This window comes from Shewanella sp. SM29, from assembly GCF_025654245.1.
Lineage (GTDB): Bacteria > Pseudomonadota > Gammaproteobacteria > Enterobacterales > Shewanellaceae > Shewanella > Shewanella oncorhynchi.
In genome coordinates, this window is record NZ_JAKKRN010000005.1 from 60667 (window position 1) to 78378 (window position 17712).

Sequence of the window (17712 nt, forward strand, 5' to 3'; positions counted from 1 at the left end):
CTTAAGCTCCTGTATTAAATGAGAATGCTCTTCCAGTTGTGTTTGATAAAAATGCATTTAATTGCCATTGATACGTGAATGAGAGTATCAAGCAGCCGTCGATCTCTGCACATTCTTGGTATCCCGAATCTGGTAATTTGATGTTATATTGTTCAAGTTTTTGCTTAAATAGCAGTAGCATGGGAACTGTTTGTTTTATCGACTCTGGGGATTTTCCGAGAGCGAGATGAATGTTGTTTTCAAATACATCATAGCCATTGCTCATCATTGGAATGAAGATGTCATTGACTTTGTCGCCACCAATTTCCGCATGAACTTCATAGATTTTACATTGTTCGTCAATCGGATTGAATTTCATTGCCGTTTGAAAAAAACCATGTTGAATTGCCAAAGCATTTCTCATACATGAAAACTGGCTTTGTGCCACTTCGTTTAAGTTTTGTGAGACGGTATACCAACCTATTCCGTCAAAGCTAGGCGGTCCGTTTGATATTTCGCCTATGGTACATAGGTGCAATATCTGACTGTTATAAACGAAGTCTATTGAGACAATGTCCTGACCAAGCAAGTACTCTTCAATATTTACCGAGCCATCTAAGGATACTGAGACCGCATTTGAGTAAGCTTGCTCTAAATCTATGCTTGAATTACATAAACTCATTGCTGCGTGAGATTTTACAGTATTGGCAGGTTTTACAAAGACAGGGTAATCAATAGGATTATGAATATCGAATATTCTTGGTGCAGCAATATCATGTAGTCTGAGCGCGTGTAATAATTTTTGTTTGTGGGTGAAAATTTCACTATTGTCTATATCTAGTCCTGGGAGTTTAAAATATTTAGCAATCATTGCGCAGCTAACCACTGGCTTGCCTGTTGATCTCGTTAGCACTGCGATTAATTTGATATTTTCTGCAATAATGGCGTCAATGATCTGTGTCGCGTCATAGGTACTGACATTGATAAACAGATCCGAAATCATCTTTCCTGGCGCTTGAGCATTGGCATCACATGATACGACTTTCCAGCCCATTTCTTTAATTTTTAGGATCAGAGGAACTTGATTCTGCCCAGCTCCAACGCTGAGAATATATCCATCACAGCTTGACATGAGCATCCTCGATTAAACGGCTAACTAACTGACACAACTTGTTTCCCCCCTCTATTTCAAGGGAGTGCTGGTCAGCATTATTTAGACATCGCTCTCGAAACATTTGGCTTTCCGATGTAAATAGCGCTTGAATACCTTGGGTTATAGTTTCTCGTGAGCGACTAATGAGACAACATTCTGCTTTCTCTAGCGCATCAAGTTCTTGTGGCTCGCAGAGTGAGTCGGTTGGGAGTAGCAGTGTGAGTGATCCAGATGCAATCGCCTCAAACAGAGAAATGCCATAGCAGCAAATAACAATTTCTGACTTTGACATTAGCTCGGGTAAGTTTTCAGGGTTAATGACATGAGCCCATCTTTCTTGGTTAGGTAGTTTCGGGTTGTCTGCATAGGGCCCCTGTACCCAAGTTATTTTATAAGTGGTTGGGACCTGTGTTTCTATTATTGCCGGTAACCAAGAGCCATATTGCAATGCATCGCTGCCGCCAGTGGTGATCAGGACCCGCTTTTCCTTGGGCACTATTTTCTGCGGTGTGAACAGGTAATGCGACCAGCCGTATGTTGTTTTATCTGAAGCTGACTGACAAAAAAATGCAGGTACAAATATGGCATCCACTAAGAAATTGATATCAGCATCGGTTTTGTCGATGGCTAGCAGTTTAGTGTTTGCTGATTTTGCCTTGGTAAGGGCTGAATTTAAAAGAACCTTGTCTATGTAATGTGGATGAATGTCTACTATCCAGAGTGCGGTGCTATTTTCCAGCATTTGGGAAAGCGCCGATTGTTCGTTTTTGTACCATATTGCAGTACTTTGCAGCCAAGTTAAGTCGGTGCGTTTGTCACCAACTATATGTAGAGTGACTCCTAACGATAAATGTTCTTGCAGTAAGTTAGCGATAAAAGCACTTCTTTTGAGATGTCCCATACCGATATCTTTCCCAGCATGACAGAGTATATGTGCCTTTTTATAGTGCGTATCTGGACGTTTTTGTTGTACGTGATTATTCAGAGCTCGAAGTTCAGGATCCGCCAGAAGCTGCGACTGAACCCATTTCAAGTTCACAATAGAATCGCTAGTATTCTCTTGGAACCAACGCTGGTATATTTTCTCCATGAAAAGGTAGTCGGCATGGGTATCGACTGAGATCCTATGTTTTATCGCTGAAAAATCATCACTGTCGGTGATGTTGAGTTTTTCTAATACGGGTATCAGTTTATCAGCATAACCAACATGTTCACGAGACATGTCACTTTGACTCGCCACTAACAGTTTCTTCCAGCCCGTGAAGCTGTAAAATGCCATACCTTCGTGAATACTCATTATTCCCTCAGTAAGAACAATACTGTCTTTGATTGGATGGCGTTTTAATTCTTTGATCGCATGATCGATAAAATCTGGATCGACTAGGGGGCAATCGCCGCAGATGTAGACAATATATTGAGGTTGAAATGTATTTATGACTGCATCTAAGCGCCCCATGAGATCATTGACATCACCTTCGAAAGTAAAACAGTTTACATTTTGATCTTGCGACCAATTCACCAGTGGGCGGTTGTAATCATCTGCCGTGGTAGCAAGTATGATGTCATCGATTTCCTTGCAGCGGGTTAACCTACACCATAGCCGCTCAATCATAGGCTTACCGGCTAGGTGCAACAGATGCTTTCCTGGTAGACGGCTAGAATTTAATCGAGCACCAACTATGGCAATGGTCTTCATTTGTGGGTCTCACATTGGAGTGAACATGGACTTATACTGTATTCAAAACTTGGCAAGTAACCATCTTCCTTAAGCGTTTCATCGGCTTCAATGAGTGAAAACCATAACCTATTAAGGTAGTTGTCATTAATTTTTTGGCTAGAAATCATAGGTAATGCTGCACAGTGTGCGGGATCCCATTTAAGTTTTACGCCAGAAGGCCCTGAACCGAAACGCACTTCTCCAGCCGTAGCGCCAAGTGCACTGGTAGCAGAGACAATTGATGATACTGGATTACCATGATTAAAATCATTTTTGGCCTGAAAGGTTTCCAAGGTATCGCTACCTAAGTGAGTTTGGTACCAGTTTCTTTGGCTGCAATCGAGTAATGTGACATACCCAAGCCGCAGTGATGCTTCAGGCCGAGTATGGTTATCAAAAGTGAAACCACAGGTTAGGTTTTCGCCACTTAATCTATACCATTTGCTTAATCCACCTGAGCGTAATGATTGATGACTGAGTATAAGTAAGTCATTGGCAGTATTTAAAATCTGATACTCAACTTTATTGAGGTCCGTAACTCTGTCTCTATGTCTGAATCTTTCCATTAATAAGTGGTTACTAAAAAAATCAACGCCATAGCTGATGTGGTCAAAGTAGCCATGTGAGAGTGTGCCTAAAATGGGTGTGAATCCCTGTGATATAAAACTCAACTTTTCTATGCACAATCCTCTGTTTGCGTTGAGTATTAGATGGATTTCTGGTGTTTGTATGCTGAGTTTTCGTCTTGCTTCGTCAAATTCAATTTGGACATTATCTGGGATGATATTTGTCTGCTGTGTATTTTGGCTGATTAAAGTCGATGGTTTAAATATTGGCTTTTGAACTGCCAACGCCTCAAATCGTTTTTGGGTTAAATGAGTTCGCAGATCGCTGGCCCATCGTCGGCACAACTGCCGCCATTGATGATCGGTTGCTGTGTCTTTATTCAGTTTTTGGAAGTCAGCAAAACATTCACTGTTGAGTTGTAAGTCATTGCGCCCACTTAATGCCCAACGATTAATGTTATATTTTGCTTGTTTCTTTACTGAGACGGGATGTTCGGCATTCGTCAGTGTTAACGCAGGAGATGGACGCCATAATGTCATTACGTCACATGGAGGGCTCCATAAAAATCTTGCATCGCTATTTAATGTTTTAAATAGTAGGTCAATTCGTTGCCACTCTTTATCTGCTTGAACTGCTTCTGTGTTGTAACGTCCTGGGCGGTAATCGAACACTTCCGCATCACTGCCATAGAGAGGAAAAGCAAGGCATCCAGGTTGTATAACTTTATTGAGGTATTGCAGATAGTCTTCGAGTAATAATTCCCCATGTACATAGCGCTGAAACTTTTGGAAGGCGATTGCATGGTTCCAGATAACCTTAATTTCGTTACCTAATGCGGTAACTAGGGACTGGGGACGTTTCAATAAATCAGTATGCCAATTAGGATTATGCGAATAGGGGTTATCCCATTCCACAACAACAGCATCAAAGCCAACTTCAAGGTAAATATCCAGTAGCCCTGCAGAAACAGCTTGTTCATTAAGATAAGCGATTGTTGGTTTGTAACCTAGAATACGGTTGTAGGATACTTGCCCAAGTCGAAGATTATGACGATTAACATCGGCAGGTACTAGTGGGCCTATGATCTGGCTGTCGCCACTCGCAATAAGTTCACAACGATTTTCATTCAGTAACGTTTTGAAGCACTTAATCCAATCGGGGTCTACAGATTGAATTGCTTCAAGCGTGTATGCTGTCATCTCCAATCCGAGCGGAATCCCATTTTCGATCAGTTGCAGCAAAGGCCAATAGCATCGCTGTACTACTTCAAGATGTGATTCTTTCTCTATGGATGAGAATGCCAGATTCATATGAAAAATAGCGTAAATTTTTACTGGCGTCATGCCGATATCCTATTCATACGTCACTTTGACAAATGATAGTGCAGCTTGAGCTAGCTCAATGGCCTCATGCTTGCTGGTTGCTGTGGTAATGACAAAACCGCTTCGTTGAGTATGATTTGACAGCGGAGCTATGATGGAACCCGGAGTAATGAATATTTTGAGTAACTGAACTCCAGGTGCTTTAGAAGCAACATCATGATTGAAAATAGATTTGACTTTACCTTCAGGAAGATCCAAATAACGTATGGCTACCGCCTGTTGTTTCGAGGGTGTGACTTCTTCAACCGATAGACTTTGTCCAAGAGCGAGTTTGATGGCTTTTTCGACAAAGTTTACCCCACACGCTAGTGGAATTTGAGTGGTTGAAAAATAGCCACCTGAGAGGCGACCAGCTATCTCGATCACCTTAGGACCAGTATCGGTAAATACCATGTCGCCTTTTGCGACTCCGGAACAGATCCCCAAGGCTAACGCTGCTTGCTCGACACATGAAATGACTGCAGAGCGAACACTTTCATTTGATGCTGTTGGAGCATCGCCACCATTTTCTATGATGAATGGCTTAGTGCGTTCAAGCCACTCATAGTTACGGTCGGCAAAGCCTAAGGTATAACATTGGCTATTGTCGACTAGGGTTTCGGTGCTAAATTGAGGACCTTCGAGATATTCTTCAAGCATCACACGGCCAGTTGGTGATTCATGATGGGCGAATGTCCATGCTGCATCAAGTTGTGATGTCTGCTCAATGAGTTGCACTCCTCGAGCGCCTCGACTGTCTACGGGTTTGATCACCAAAGGGAAGCCAATCTCATTGGCGCATACATGAAGTGTGGCTTTATTTACCACTGCGCAAAAACGAGGAATAGGGATGCCCATTTTTTGTAGTTGTTGTTTCATCGCGAGCTTGTCCGAGACCCAGAATGCGGACTCGAGTGATAATCCCGCTAGTCCTAGAGCATTACAGACGGTTGCTACGCTTAACGGTACATCGGCACACATAGCTATAACGCCATCTACTCGAACACCAGAAGTTATCAGTGCCAGAGTCTTAGTCAGTATGGCATTTCCATCATAGGTGCTTGCAATAATGGCCCAATCTGCCATAGCTAAACCTGGTGCAGCCGGATTACCGTCGGCAATAATGAGCTTAAGACCCATAGTTTTGGCAATTTTTATGCCTTCACAGGCTTCAATGCCTGCCCCTATGATAAGCAAGTGTTTATCTTTATTTGGCATTAGCGTGCTCTTTATTGTCAATGCTATGCAGCTTTAAGGTTTCGACACCTTTATCCCTAAGCCACGACAAGGCATTAAAAATTTCCTTTTCTGATGCATAGGAGGAAATCAAAACAGTGTCCCCTTCCTGCCAATTGATATTTACAGGGTCTTGGCAGATCCACTCACCTTGTTTGATCCCCCATTTTAGGGATGAAGTATCTGTCAGACCGTCGATTTGACAATGTTGGAGTAGGTTAGTATTGGCTACCAGTTGACAGGTGTGGATCCCTGCGCCCCAAAGAAATATGCGTTTGCATTGCTGCAATTTGTCCAGCACTTTGTCTAAGCAGCCTTGCCAATAGTTGACTTCTTTTTGACGGTAGTTAATGAGCCGTTGACGATTAACTTCAACATCTGCATGGAAATCAACATAGTGATGTTGCTCTTTTGTACTGGCGAGTACTCCAATGATAGGTGACAAGTTACTATTAAAATGCTCCACAACGGAGATTGGTGAGTATCCAGCTAGCCGTAGGCTCTGTATTAGGTTTTCTTTAGTGTAATAATTGATGTGTTCAAAGGAAAAAAATCCTGGGCACAGGCTCGTGTGATTAGCCATTAGAGGTACTTCAACGTAGATAAATTTTTCGCCCTCAGAGTCCTGAATTTTACGGCATTTCTTCAATGTGTTATGTGGATGGTAAAGGTGCTCGAGTACATGGGTAAGGATAATCAGCTCGAAAGATTCTTCTGTTTCAAAACTTTCAGCACTACCATGAATACAGTCAATATTGTAAAGTCGATTTGCAAGTGAAACAGAGGCAGTCCCAGGTTCTACGCCCAAAACTCGCGTTACACCAGCATCTCTAAATTGCGACAAAGTGTAGCCGTCTGAGCTGCCAATTTGCATTGCTGATTTTGGCAATTCACCGATGCCTCGTTTTATAAAGCGGATCTGTTCATCAACATCTCTGATTTTCGACTCACTTGGGCGTTCTTTACGACCTGGATTGGTGTATACCGCTATTGAACTATAAAAGGTCATCATTTCGTCAAAAGAAACCGATGGACTCTGGCTAACCGATCCGCAATCTGGACAAATAGAAAAACCGATTTTTGTTGTTCCAAGGCCTGGTAATACCCAATCTGAGCTGAAAATGTTTTCTGTATCAGCGCCGCATAAAAAACAGTTTCTGATCATCGTCTATCCTAATATCAACTAGCTAAAATACATGCCGCCATTAGCATTGAGCGTTTGCCCGCAAAGATAACTGCTGTCATCGGAAGCAAGAAATAATGCGATAGCGTTTATATCGCTAGTATGGCCCAGTCGTTTAGCCGGAATTGCTGCCACTTTTTGTTTACCCAGTTCAGATGCTAACTCATTACGTGTCATTTCTGTTTCAACTAGGCCGATTGATATAGCATTACAATTTATGCCGTCGGCGGAATATATTTTAGCAATAGACTTAGTTAAGTTGAGTAAACCGGCTTTTGCCGCAGCATAATGAACTTGGTTAAATCCTCCCCATTGTCCGCCAATAGAACTAATGTTGATGATCTTTCCCCAAGTATTTGCTTGCATTGCTGGAATACAGGCTTGAGTTAGCAGAAATGGTCCACGTAAATTAGTATTGAGCATCACTTCAAAATCGTTAGCTGTGATTTCTAAGTAAGGCTTTTCCTGCGCAATAGCCCCATTATTTATAAGAATATCAATAGTACGCGAAAAATGATGTTCAATTGCGTTAACACAGGTACTTATACTGTCAGGAATAGACTGATCTAGATAAAATGCATACACATTTGGACCTAGCTCCTCTGCTAATTCAGTTGCTGCATTTGCATTATGGCAATAGGTCATTGCGACTAAATAATCATTGGCGGCAAAACTACGCGCTAATTCAGCACCGATACCACGACTCCCACCTGTTATGAGCACGAGCTTAGTCATGGTTCTGGCCCCTTGGCTTGCCTTGAGCATCAAAATATGGCCACATCTTATCTGTGGCTTGTCCACCAAGTAGCATAGGTAAAATATCGTGTTGAGGATTTATCTCTACATGGAGTAAAACCGCCCCTTTGGCTTCGATAAATGCGGTGAGCGCTTGTTCTAGTTCAGCTTCTTCGGAGCAATGGATAGCTTGAATACCGTAACCTTGGGCTATGAGGGCAAAATTGGGCGAATGTTTATTGCCGCATGCAGTATCGGTTTCCCAATTCATCAGTTGAAACTGGGAAACAAGTCCTAATCTATGGTTATCGACAACAAGAATTTTAATATTAAGTCCTAATTCACTGATGACGTCTAACTCTTGGATATTCATCTGAAACGAACCATCCCCAGCAATGCAGAGAATTGTAGACTCAGGAGCGTGAATAGCTGCACCGATAGCTGTAGGGAGGTCATACCCCATAGTGCCATGTCCAGCAGATGTCAAAAGCTTGCGCTGCGGTAGTGCAAATCTGAAGTGTCTAGCAACCCAGTGTTGGTGTGCACCTACTCCAGTTGTGACTAAAGTACTTTCGGGTAAATTGTCACTGAGTTTTTTGAGTAGTTTATCTGGTGCAATACCTGGATATTCTGGATATGGCCAACTAAATTGGTCACGCCATTGCGTGATAGTGTTATTCCATTCAGAAAGTTCTGGGACTGATAATTTGTGTTGATTCTTTAATAAAGTATCGAAAAACTCAGCAAGTCCAGAATGAACCGCTGCATGGTGTGCTATCCGGCTGTGGGCTAATTCACCTTCATCAATATCAACTCTGAAAATTTTTGCATTTGCTGCAAAATCCGCTTTAAGCGTACCCGTTTGGCGGACATCCAATCGAGATCCTAAAACCAGTAATAAATCGGATTCTGCAATGGCTTTGCCTGCAATCTGGCTACCGGTATGACCATGAAAGCCTAAACAGCCATTATCATCAGTGGGTAGAACTCCGATACCCAAAAGACTATGACTGACAGCCGCTGGCCAATGGATTCTCAGTTTATGCAATGCTTCTACTAATGCAGGAGTCGTCATGCCATTACCGCAAATAATGACTGGCCTTTGCGAAGTATTTATTGCTTCAATTAGGGTATCAACAAATACATCAAGTTCTGCTGTATTGGTTTTCGCTAATGCAGCTGTAATCAGCTTGATTGGCTCTGTAACTGCGGTGCGTTGCACATCCATTGGTAAATCAATGGAAACGGGGCCTTTTCTGCCTTCTAAAGCGAGAGCCCATGCCTGTGGAAGGATTTCGTATAATTCCACAATATTTTGGGGTTGAAACTGTGCTTTAGTGATCGGCTTCATTAGGGCTGGGGTATCGACCTCTTGGAATCCTGATTGACGAACAGACTTGCTTCCGGTGAGATCTCCCGTACCGACTTGTCCTGTGAACACCAGCATAGGTATGCCATCAAAATAGGCATCAGCGACAGGGGTTAGCACATTCGTTACGCCTGGCCCCGATGTCACTGCAACAATACCGGGTAACTGCGTTAATTTCCCCTGAGCTAAAGCTGCGTAACCTGCTCCTTGTTCATTACGAGATGTATAAACGGCAACACCAAATCGTTTGCATGCATCGAGGAGGGGAGCGATTGTTCCTCCTGGATAGTTATGGAGTGCATAAATACCCTGATGTGCCAAAAATTCTATAACAGCATCTGCTGCCACTGTGATGGGGGACAAACTCATTATTCTGATACTCCAAATTTCTCTCTTTGATGCCGCAATGGACGTAATCCATCAAGGGGATCCGCTCGCCATTCTCTATCTGAGGCTTCACTCGCAACAAATTGTTTTTCTGGTTTGCCATCAATCACATTGGCTAATTTTATACCTTGGATTACGGGTGCTATCTGTTGTGGCAGCCAACAATGTCCTGAAGCATATTCATCGCCTTTTTCATCTAAATCTAAATGAAACTCTATGACATCGGCTCGCCATTTGTGTACAGCTCGGTTAAGTACCGCACTAGAGACAGTATGATCAGACCAGCCAACGTTAACTTGATAGCGGTTTCTAAAGCTTTCTAATACCGCAAGATTACATTCATTCTCAGGAGTTGGGTATGCCGATACACAATGAAGCAAGGTGATGTCTTTCGCGCCATTTTCTTTTAGCGTGAGTACCGCTTGATCTATCTCTTCTAAAGTAGCCATGCCAGTTGAAAGAACAACAGGTAATCCCGTTTTTGCACAGGCTACTAGTAGATCCGTCCATAACAATTCGTAGGAGGCAATCTTATAAAAATCGACATAGGGTTCAAGTTCTGCCACTGCATCTAAGTAGAATGGTGTACAAGAAAACTGAATGCCATATTTATCACAACTTTGTTTTAATTCAGGCAAAAAACTGACTGGGAGCTCCCAATCTTTGCGCTTTCGATGTGTTTCACTTTTAGCCAGAATCTCGGGAGCGAAAAGTTGCTCTATTTGGAAAAGCTGAAACTTTACGGCATCGCAACCAATGTCTGCAGCAGTTTTGATAAACTCAATGCAGCGCTGTAAATCTCTATGATGGTTGCTGGAGACTTCAGCGATAAAAATAGGTGAATGTGTAGTCATAGTAACTCGCAAATGGCTCGGTATAGTCTATTAACGGCAAGTCTCTGGGAAGCTTGATGCCTGGTGCTCTTGCTTTATCAGACTAGTTCTATTAGTTCATACTCTAAATAATCGGCAAGGCTTAACCAATCGTGTTGCTCTTGTGCCTGAAGCATAGCAGGCAATATTTGCTGAAAAGTCGAATTAAGGACAAGTTCTGGGCAGTTTTTTTCTATTTTATCAAGACATAACCGTAACTCTACTGAAGCCTTTGCTTCTTGACCGAGTCTAAATAAACCTGCCGTTTGCCGCAGTGAATCTTGTAGACTTAAGCTCATAATATGAGGTCCTTATACTGAGAACCGCGAATTTTAGCGCCTGATAAACTCGCTTGGTAAAACTTTACTTCTGGATGCTTGGCGATATAGCGTTCCAAGTGTCTGAGATATGCTCTTAGGTTTAGATCCGTCGCTATCCGCTGACCTTTGCCATTGATCAACCAGTGTTTCGCTTCCTTCACTTTCTGAATAACCGCATTAACCCATATTTGTTCTTTTATATCGTTTTGACCAAATTTGTGATCATTCCAGAACGCATGACTTTTGTTATTGCAATAACAAAAATCACACCCTAATAGGGTAATTTCTTTTGCCTTTAATTTGATCGCTAAATCAATTGCCGGATGAATGACGCTTCCACTCGTGAACAGTCTTAGTTTGGGATATTGAGAGGCGAGCTTGTCATATATTTTACTGCCTCCATAGGCAATAAATCTTTGGCCTAACCAAGCATTAAGTACAATTGGATCAACTCGGGGGAAATAAACAAGATTTATGTCATGAGTTGAGGCTAGCGGTAAATGGTATTCGCCTATTAACCCGTCAATACAGATCACAATATCTGGTTTTATATTATTGTGAAGTAAACCACGTAATGCAGTATCTGCCGCAATGATCAGTGGTCTATGGGAACTTGAACTAATTTGTTGCAGATAATCATAATGCTCTTCTAAAGAAGGACCCGAGCCAATCACGATAGCTTTATAACTACTATGACTATTTATTAAGCTCGCGGCATCAGGATCGTGCGTAATATAGAGTTGGTTATCCTCGAAGCGTTTTAATATTGCAGGATCATCAGATTGATGTCGCTGATTAGAGAACTCACGATTGAGCTCCATGACTAATAAGTCTCTGAGAGTCGCATTCTCATCACTGACAAGAGTGAGATCTGGCGTAATTGCAATATTAGGGAAATTTAACTTTGCGCTTGGAAGCGCAGTCAAATTAATGTTTGAATGCTTTAACCATTCGCTTTGATCTGTGTAACTGATGAGGAGGGCAAAAACGCTGAGATTTAAAATGCAAACATCAATTGAAAGATACTGTGGATTATCGATAAGTAAACTTGGTACATCTCCCATACCGACACCGTAGACGGTTACGTGAGTTGCATCTGCAGGTAATGTACTGATAAAGAGCTGTGCTTCAGCGATGCGGTTATGACGACTACTGAGTTGAATGCCATTGACACTGATAGTTTGATTGCGACCGTTGACAAGGTGGGCATCTAATTCATTGATAGTTTGGCTTTTGACCGCAGCGGCTACGATAGGCCAACGCTTGACGATAATATTGAGATTAGACGCAAATAGCTCGGTCATTCCGTTTCTCCGGAAGATTTCTGGGAGTTTGATATCACCAAGTTCACTATCTGGTCTCTCCACAGGGACTCGAACCCCGATCGGCCGCTTAGGAGGCGGCTGCTCTATCCTGTTGAGCTATGAAGAGACGACAGTGATTATACTGGTTTTATCTTTGATTAAAAGGCTTATGATTTAGTTGCTTAAATCTTAAGCGCTATGTCGTTTATCTGTACATTGTAGGCGGCATTTTGGTCTACAAGTACTGCGGTGGCGCTTTCTTCGCTTACTTGCTCAATTTTTACCGTTGCACGACTTTTGGTCGCGACGGCGCGCATTTCATTGAGTCTATCGGGTAAGTTTTGTTGTAATACTACTTGGAATTTATCACCGACACGAATGCCATGTTTACGGCCTAGATTTAATATAATCCTGTCTGCTTGTCGGCTAACGACTTGGCCAAGTAATGGCCTGCAATTAAGTGTGCTGTCTAAATCTCGGGTAGCTTGCAATATTAATTGAGTAATACTTTTTCCATAGGAGGAACGCCAGAATCTATTACTGTTGGGAGCAATGATAGCCTGTTCTTCAAATTCCCATGGGGCCGATGTGTTGTAGCTTTTGCTCCAGACCTCTTCGCCACTGATCCCATGATAGAGGCTGAGTTTGAATTGAAATTGCCTTAGCGGAGCTTCATCCCAAAATCCTAAGAAGGTGGGTTGTACAGGCTCTATCGATATATCAATGATCTGCGGTTGAAGAATATATTGGCTGTCGGTAATTTCACTGAGCCAGCTTGGGAGTCGATAACCGCGAATATCCACTAGGTCTTGTTCAATATCGAGTCGCTCGTTAGCATGGATGTGACTAAAGCCAGTTGAAGAGTAATCTTCTATAGTGTTCCCTAACGCCTCTGAAATGACCTCTTCAAAGCCTGAAAGTTGTCCATATCTAAGCTGAGAACGATCTTTTATTTGTGTTTGAGGTATTAAAATAGCGGCCTTTAATTGGCCATTAGGACACTGTTGTGTTGGATCATCATTTAGATCGAGGCGTAGGGATACATATATTTTATTTCCCTGAATTTGTTCACTTACGAGTTGGATGTTTATGGCTTGGGCGTTGCGATTTATCGCAAAGTTATTTTGTGTGAGGTTACCATTAGAGGTTTGTTGCTCACTGGATATTTGAATACCTGTGCTCAATGTCGCATAGCTAACAGCTTGATTAATTGCTTCTTCCCTTGCTTGAGCTGTATTACCATTGATAATAGTTGCTTCTCCGCTGGCTTCTATCCATTCGGCTCTGGTGGGCAAAGAAAGTAGTAAAAGGCTCAAAATGATGAGCGAAGCTGAACTTGGTATGTGCATCAATTCAATCCTTATCGCTAAGCTAATGGCGATATTACCAATCGAGCCAGTTTTCTGACTCTTAATCTAATATGGCAATAAAGCAAATTTCGTGCCTGAGTATGAGAACTTTTGATAAAGTTTCCATTGTTACAGTCGATATACTGCGTAATAGAAGAATATTGTCGGACTGAGGTTAATATTGGTCCGAAGATTGCTGGTTTTTGTTACTCATTAAAAATTTGAAGCTTAGAAAGTGAGTCACTTGACTGCCAATGCACCCATAGATGAGGTAAATCCAATGCTAAAGCGTGTGATTATTCCCTTAACATTGATAATGTTAGGTGGATGTGTAGCTAAACCGGTTACGCCGCCCAAACCGAGTTTAGTGGATGGCAATGGGTTGCCGCCAACGGCAGTGATTAACCATTTAGCACAGCGAATAGTGACTGAGCTCGTTAAGCAAAATGATGCTCTGCGTTCTGATCAACCTATCGTAGTTGCAACACCAGTATTAGTGGGTGATTTGAATGGCACTAATGCGTTAGCGCAACAGTTACAGCAAGGATTAATGACATCGCTCCATAGCTTTCAGTTTAATGTGGTGGATTTAAACTTAGCTGATGGCTTGAGAGTCACATCTGACGGGGATTTTATTTTGACGAGAGATTGGCAAAAATTGTCGAAAGATCTTCCTGTTGAACATCTTGTCGTTTCGACTATGAGCGTAGTAACCAATGGTATGGCGATCAATACTCGGATTGTGAACATTAGTAACAATCGCGTGGTATCGGCATCTCAAACTTTTGTGACTCAAAAAGAGTTGGCAAACTACATGCAGCCTTCGGAGCAAATTGTGTCACAAAATGGCATCTTATATCGTCAGGCGAGTCCAGGTATGAATGAAGTGCGTGTTTTAGGAGATGGAAAATGAAACGCTACCTTTTAGTTATTGTGGCGCTAATGCTAACTGGCTGCGCTGCTAAAGATAGATATGTGCAATGGGAAGATGTGCCGCCGCCGAGTTTTCCTAAGTTAACGGCTATAGGATATGCGCCGTTAGCGACTCAACCTGCTAAAGAGCAATCACAAAGAGTGTTGATGGCTATGCAAGCATCAAAAATTGTGGCTTATCGTGAATTAGCGGAACAAGTTTATGGGCAGAAAATAACGGCAAACAGCAGTGTCAGTGATTGGATGTTGACGGACGATAATGTCAAAGCGTCAGTTTCTGGCGTGATCCGCGGCGCACGAGTCGTTAAGAGTTATCCAGCAGGCGAGCATTATGTCACTGAGTTAGAACTTGATTTTTCACAGGTTTGGGCGCTTTATCAACAACAGAACCGTCCACAACGAGTGAAGGAAGTGACGTATTTCTAGCGTTATTGAATGTATGTTCAACAGCATGTATTGAGCCGCGTATTTACGCGGCTTTTTTTTTGTACAAGACATTAATATCTAATCAGAGCTTAGAAAAGGGAATGCTAAGTGGGAGTGATGCGCTTATTAGGCCTTTAAATCATTGCCTAAACTTGAGATAGTCGAGGTCTTGCCTTTATCGTTATAGGTGAGGCTGGAGGCGTTTCTGCTGGCTTGTAAAGCTTGAGCAAAGCGATTTAAACTCGCTAAATTCATCTCAATTAAACTAGCATTTTGTTCGTTTAATTCTTTGCATTCAGTCAATGCGTCTTTGATCTCGGCCATTTTATGCACGAGTTCGACTTGCTGAGTGAGTAGCGATTTATCACTGTGTTTTGCCAGAATATCATCATTAGTCTTTAGTTCTTTGAGACATTGCGATTTTTCGTTAGCAAGGGAAAGCAGTAAATCGGCGTTTTGGTCAACCAAAGCGCCTTTTTCCTTGAGTATGATTTGCTTAAGAACAGCCAAATGGGCGTGTTGTAGATCTACCAGTTTAGCTATTTCAGTCATAGTTACTCTTTATTTAAGTCATTAAGTTCGGCTTCAAAACTTGCAATATTGGCAGCCAACTTTTCTGGGTCAATTTTATAGCGACCTTCGGCAATAGCTTGTTTGATTTCTGCTACTTTCTTTTGATCAACTTCAGGAAGGCTAGCCATTTTAGTCTGAGCTCCTTGAAGTTGTTGTGCCTGGGCCGTAATGACCACAGAGTCGCTTCTTTGTGGTGTTGTCGATTTTGTAGCAACTTGAGCAGATTGATCGCTGCTCGCTTTCGTTGCGCCTGAACGAACTTGCGCAGTCGTTGCAGTGTTGAGTTTGCTAATATCAATTGCCATTTTAGGCTCCAGCGTCGTGTGTACGGGATTTCTTAACTGGGGTATCGGCAGCTTACAAAAAAGCTTTAGATTATTTTACATTCTTACTTCAACTTCGCCAATGCCTGTGACTATAGCATCTAGTTCTTTGTTTGAACTGCTATTTTTGACTCTGATCCGATCACCTTTATTGCCATCTTGTAGGGCTTCGCCCACTGTTTTTAGCTCGAATGAGCCAGAACGAACGTAGATAGAGACCGAATCATTTTTACAAACGAAGCATAAGTTGTTGCTTAATATGGGATTATCTTTTGCTACTCGTCGTTTTACTCGCACGCCAGCCAATTTACTCGGGTCATCGAATTCGGCACCTCTCAAGCTATTTTGTTCAATGTAACGGACTTCTACTTGACTAGGAGAGATGAGTTCGCCTGGTGCTAAGATTTCGGTTGAGACAACAACGGGGAATAAGATATCCACCCGAACCGAGATATAGATTTGCCAAGGGTAAGCTAAGTCTTGCGTATCACAGCTGACTTTTAAGGTGTTATTACGGCTAATTTCCCTATCGCTAGCCAGTTCAACTTTCATTGGAGACGAACATTGTGACGGCAGCATTCTTGCGTCAACCATCTGTGGCGAAATATTTACTTTGGCATTTTCTGGAACGGATATTTTTTCTGAAATAAGCGCTTTAGCTAATTCTGAGATTGCCGATACGGTGGGGACAATAGGCTCTGCACTCGCAAAAGCGGGCATGAAGAGGGTGAAAAGACTAAAAAAACAGACTAAATTTACTTTCATAATGAAGAGACTAGCTTGTAACGCCAGAATGCACCTATACTTTTATTAAGTTCGAAGCTGACCACTGTAATAATAATTTGCATCACTGTCAGAAGATTGACTCAGTTTCGACTATGTTTATCGATAGATAAGACGTAAGCAATTAATATGCCTATACTCAACTGAGTTATAGGGCCGAACATAAACAGAACAACAAGGCAGAGTTATGTCGAGTATTCTTGATTCAGTCAACAAACGAACCCAGCTCGTTGGACAAAACCGTTTAGAATTACTGCTTTTTAAATTAAACGGTCGTCAACGGTTTGGGATTAACGTGTTTAAGGTGAAAGAAGTACTGCAGTGTCCACCACTGACCACTTTGCCTAAACTTAATCCTTATGTGAAGGGTGTTGCTCATATTCGTGGAACAACCATTTCAGTGATTGATTTGAGTGCGGCAACAGGGGGAAAACCTTTAGCGAGCACTGAAAACTGTTTCATCATTATTTCTGAATATAACCGCAGTGTTCAAGGCTTCTTGGTCAGTTCTGTTGAGCGGATCATCAACATGAATTGGGAAGCGATTATGCCTCCGCCGCAAGGTGCTGGCCGTTATTCTTATCTGACAGCTGTGACTGAAATTGAAGGTGAATTAGTTGAAATTCTCGATGTGGAAAAAATCTTAGATGAGATTTCACCAGTTAAAACGGCTATCAGTGAAGAAGCCAATGAAAAACTGACCCTCGACAGAACTCAGCATTATCATATTATGGTTATTGATGATTCTGCCGTGGCGCGTAAACAAATTATTCGTTCACTCGAGTCATTGAATTTACAAATTGATACCGCAAAAGATGGTCGCGAAGCATTAGACAAGCTTAAAGAGATCGCCAAAGAGATGGATAATGTGGCCGATGAGATCCCCCTCATAATCTCTGATATTGAGATGCCTGAAATGGATGGCTACACCCTGACCGCTGAAATCCGAGATGATCCTAAGCTTAAGCATATTAAAGTGGTACTGCATACTTCGTTAAGTGGTGTATTCAATCAGGCAATGGTTCAAAAAGTGGGGGCTAATGACTTTATCGCTAAGTTTAATCCCGACGAACTGGCTGCTGCTGTGAATAAGCATTTAAGTTTGTAATTGCTGTAGGTTAGTACCTAGATACGCTTTACGC

At 42.1% G+C, this 17712-nt stretch carries 17 protein-coding genes and 1 tRNA gene; 3 read left to right on the forward strand and 15 right to left on the reverse strand.

The features are described 5' to 3' along the window. Position 1: 1 nt before the first annotated feature. The 12 genes from L5L77_RS04900 to L5L77_RS04955 all read right to left on the reverse strand — a co-directional run bounded on the left by L5L77_RS04900 (position 2) and on the right by L5L77_RS04955 (position 13532). A complete protein-coding gene (locus L5L77_RS04900; RefSeq protein WP_263184931.1) occupies positions 2–1111 on the reverse strand; it encodes an acetyl-CoA carboxylase biotin carboxylase subunit family protein in 1110 nt (369 codons plus the stop codon). Next, positions 1098–2828: a cytidylyltransferase domain-containing protein gene (locus L5L77_RS04905; protein WP_263184932.1), complete on the reverse strand. Its 1731-nt coding sequence runs from the start codon at positions 2826–2828 to the stop codon at positions 1098–1100. The genes L5L77_RS04900 and L5L77_RS04905 overlap by 14 nt, the downstream gene beginning before the upstream one ends. After that, positions 2825–4759 carry a glycoside hydrolase gene (locus tag L5L77_RS04910; RefSeq protein WP_105251916.1) on the reverse strand — a complete coding sequence of 645 codons (1935 nt, stop codon included), beginning with the start codon at positions 4757–4759 and terminating at the stop codon, positions 2825–2827. The genes L5L77_RS04905 and L5L77_RS04910 overlap by 4 nt, the downstream gene beginning before the upstream one ends. Positions 4760–4768: 9 nt before the next feature. Then, entirely contained in the window at positions 4769–5995 is a 1227-nt protein-coding gene (locus L5L77_RS04915; protein WP_263184933.1) for an ATP-grasp domain-containing protein, read from the reverse strand. Continuing rightward, positions 5985–7178 (reverse strand): class I SAM-dependent methyltransferase, encoded by a 1194-nt coding sequence (locus L5L77_RS04920; protein WP_263184934.1) that lies wholly within the window; start codon positions 7176–7178, stop codon positions 5985–5987. Before L5L77_RS04920 ends, L5L77_RS04915 begins: the two co-directional genes overlap by 11 nt. Before the next feature lie 18 nt (positions 7179–7196). Continuing rightward, positions 7197–7931 (reverse strand): SDR family NAD(P)-dependent oxidoreductase, encoded by a 735-nt coding sequence (locus tag L5L77_RS04925; protein WP_219253424.1) that lies wholly within the window; start codon positions 7929–7931, stop codon positions 7197–7199. Next, positions 7924–9669, reverse strand: a complete 1746-nt coding sequence (locus tag L5L77_RS04930; protein WP_263184935.1) for a thiamine pyrophosphate-binding protein — start codon at positions 9667–9669, stop codon at positions 7924–7926. Before L5L77_RS04930 ends, L5L77_RS04925 begins: the two co-directional genes overlap by 8 nt. Continuing rightward, a complete protein-coding gene (locus tag L5L77_RS04935; RefSeq protein ID WP_263184936.1) occupies positions 9669–10541 on the reverse strand; it encodes an N-acetylneuraminate synthase family protein in 873 nt (290 codons plus the stop codon). The genes L5L77_RS04930 and L5L77_RS04935 overlap by 1 nt, the downstream gene beginning before the upstream one ends. Positions 10542–10618: 77 nt before the next feature. After that, positions 10619–10858: a hypothetical protein gene (locus L5L77_RS04940; protein ID WP_105251922.1), complete on the reverse strand. Its 240-nt coding sequence runs from the start codon at positions 10856–10858 to the stop codon at positions 10619–10621. Next, positions 10855–12183 carry a motility associated factor glycosyltransferase family protein gene (locus L5L77_RS04945; protein ID WP_263222196.1) on the reverse strand — a complete coding sequence of 443 codons (1329 nt, stop codon included), beginning with the start codon at positions 12181–12183 and terminating at the stop codon, positions 10855–10857. Before L5L77_RS04945 ends, L5L77_RS04940 begins: the two co-directional genes overlap by 4 nt. A 51-nt stretch (positions 12184–12234) precedes the next feature. Further along, a tRNA-Arg gene (locus tag L5L77_RS04950) sits at positions 12235–12310 on the reverse strand. Between the two features lie 55 nt (positions 12311–12365). Further along, positions 12366–13532, reverse strand: a complete 1167-nt coding sequence (locus tag L5L77_RS04955) for a flagellar assembly protein FlgT (protein WP_263184938.1) — start codon at positions 13530–13532, stop codon at positions 12366–12368. 280 nt (positions 13533–13812) lie between these two features. Here L5L77_RS04955 and L5L77_RS04960 point away from each other — a divergent pair, with 280 nt between their 5' ends. Both L5L77_RS04960 and L5L77_RS04965 read left to right on the forward strand, forming a co-directional pair. Continuing rightward, the gene (locus L5L77_RS04960) at positions 13813–14445 is read left to right on the forward strand and encodes a FlgO family outer membrane protein (protein WP_028761216.1); all 633 of its coding nucleotides are present in this window, start codon (positions 13813–13815) and stop codon (positions 14443–14445) included. Further along, complete coding sequence (locus L5L77_RS04965) at positions 14442–14891, forward strand: LPP20 family lipoprotein (protein ID WP_028761215.1); 450 nt, start codon at positions 14442–14444, stop codon at positions 14889–14891. Before L5L77_RS04960 ends, L5L77_RS04965 begins: the two co-directional genes overlap by 4 nt. A gap of 126 nt (positions 14892–15017) precedes the next feature. On the opposite strand, the gene L5L77_RS04970 is transcribed toward L5L77_RS04965, so the two are convergent. The 3 genes from L5L77_RS04970 to flgA form a co-directional block, all read right to left on the reverse strand. Beyond that, positions 15018–15443 carry a flagella synthesis protein FlgN gene (locus L5L77_RS04970; protein WP_131523073.1) on the reverse strand — a complete coding sequence of 142 codons (426 nt, stop codon included), beginning with the start codon at positions 15441–15443 and terminating at the stop codon, positions 15018–15020. A 2-nt stretch (positions 15444–15445) separates the two neighbouring features. Beyond that, entirely contained in the window at positions 15446–15769 is a 324-nt protein-coding gene (flgM, locus tag L5L77_RS04975; RefSeq protein WP_168824480.1) for a flagellar biosynthesis anti-sigma factor FlgM, read from the reverse strand. Positions 15770–15844: 75 nt separating this feature from the next. Beyond that, a complete protein-coding gene (gene flgA, locus L5L77_RS04980; RefSeq protein WP_028761212.1) occupies positions 15845–16552 on the reverse strand; it encodes a flagellar basal body P-ring formation chaperone FlgA in 708 nt (235 codons plus the stop codon). Between the two features lie 205 nt (positions 16553–16757). On the opposite strand from flgA, the gene L5L77_RS04985 reads away from it, so the two are divergent. Continuing rightward, the gene (locus L5L77_RS04985; protein ID WP_028761211.1) at positions 16758–17678 is read left to right on the forward strand and encodes a chemotaxis protein CheV; all 921 of its coding nucleotides are present in this window, start codon (positions 16758–16760) and stop codon (positions 17676–17678) included. Positions 17679–17712 lie beyond the last annotated feature (34 nt).